Annotated in this window: 1 protein-coding gene; it reads left to right on the top strand. The window is 58.7% G+C overall.

Translation table 11 applies throughout. From position 1 onward, the window contains the following. Positions 1–1,614, top strand: a 1,614-nt coding sequence (locus tag AC0QC4_RS16625) for a Tn3 family transposase (RefSeq protein ID WP_483661206.1), incomplete at its 5' end; no start/stop codon positions are given. Positions 1,615–1,733: the final 119 nt, after the last annotated feature.

Here is a 1,733-nt window from a genome sequence, read left to right as displayed (position 1 = left end):
CCCGCTCTGCGGGACATACCATCACCCGGGTCAATTCTCGATGGAAATACCGGGTCACTTCTCAGTGGAAATCTACAAACCCGCAACTATCAGTGCTTCGATGCCTATTTGCTGGGTCGGCGCGACGCCGCCAAAGTGGCCGATGCGCTTCCGTTCGATTCAAATGCTGCGTCCTACCTCGCTGACCGGTCACGAAATCTTGACTGGCGGCTGCGCCGATTTGCCAAACAGTTGAAAGCAAACAAGCTTGAGGGAGTGTCGCTCGAACGAGACCGGCTCAAGCTTCAGAAAATGCCGCCTGTCACCCCACCGGAAGCTGAAGCCCTCGATCGTAAGCTCGATACCCTGCTTCCCCGCGTGCGCATCACCGAGCTGCTGCTTGAAGTCGCCGAACGCACTGGTTTTTTGAACGCATTCCGTGACCTGCGTTCAGGCAAGGAGCATGACAACCCCAGCACGGTACTCGCCGCAATTCTGGCTGACGGCACCAACCTCGGGCTGGAGAGGATGGCCAATGCCAGCGAAGGCGTCAGCTATGCCCAGCTCGCATGGACCCACAACTGGTACCTTTCCCCCGACAATTATCAGGCCGCACTGGCCATGATTATCTCAGCCCACCACGAGTTACCCTTCGCGCGGCATTGGGGTGCTGGCACCAGTTCGTCGTCCGATGGCCAGTTCTTCCGGTCGGGGCGGAGCCGTTCGGGGGCGGCGGACGTCAATGCCAAATATGGAACCGAACCTGGCGTGAAAATCTATTCCCACCTTTCCGATCACTTCGCATCATTCGGATCACGGATCATGTCCGCGACGGCAGGTGAAGCGCCCTACGTGCTCGACGGCCTTGTCCTGGGCGCTCGCAACCTTCCGTTGCATGAGCACTATACCGATACCGGCGGCGCGACCGATCATGTTTTCGCACTCTGCCACCTGCTCGGGTTCCGCTTTGCGCCCCGACTGCGCGATATTGCCGACCGCAAACTGGGTTCGATCGCTGCGCCATCGACATACAAGGGCATCGAAAGCCTGATGGGCCGCACCATCAAAACCGCAGCGATCGAGGCTGATTGGGATGACATCGTCAGGATTGTCGCCTCAATCAAGGATGGCACGGTGGCGCCGTCAGTAATCTTGCGAAAGCTTGCCGCCTACAAACGCCAGAACAGGCTGGATTTTGCATTGGCTGAACTGGGCCGTATCGAGCGCACTTTGTTCACGCTCGATTGGCTCGAACAACCGGAACTGCGCCGTGCCTGTCAGGCCGGTCTCAACAAAGGCGAAGCGCGGCACACGCTTGCCGCCGCCATCTATACCAACCGGCAGGGCCGGTTCACCGATCGCTCGCTGGAAAATCAGGAATTTCGTGCATCTGGGCTGAACTTGCTGATCGCGGCGATTTCCTACTGGAACACGGTCTATCTCGACCGCGCCGCCAAGCACCTCAACGCTGTCGGCACGACGTTCGATGCGGCACTGCTTGCGCACCTTTCTCCGATGGGCTGGGCGCACATCAGTCTGACCGGCGATTACCTCTGGGAGCAGGCCAGGCGACTTCCAGCAGGTGAATTCCACCCACTCAACGAGCCAATGGCGCGGTTGAAGCGTGTAGCGTAGCCCATGTTCCGCTTATGTCCGAGAAATCGTTGTCTGGCGAACTGTCCCCCGTCAGCACCAATGGCACAGATTTGAGGTTGTGATTTAAGGAGGGTTGGGGCTTCGTCGTAGTGACGAAG

This window comes from Sphingomonas sp. jy18 (assembly GCF_056931895.1).
Note: the sequence above shows the minus strand (reverse complement) of the source record. Positions and strands in the feature narration are given on the sequence as shown.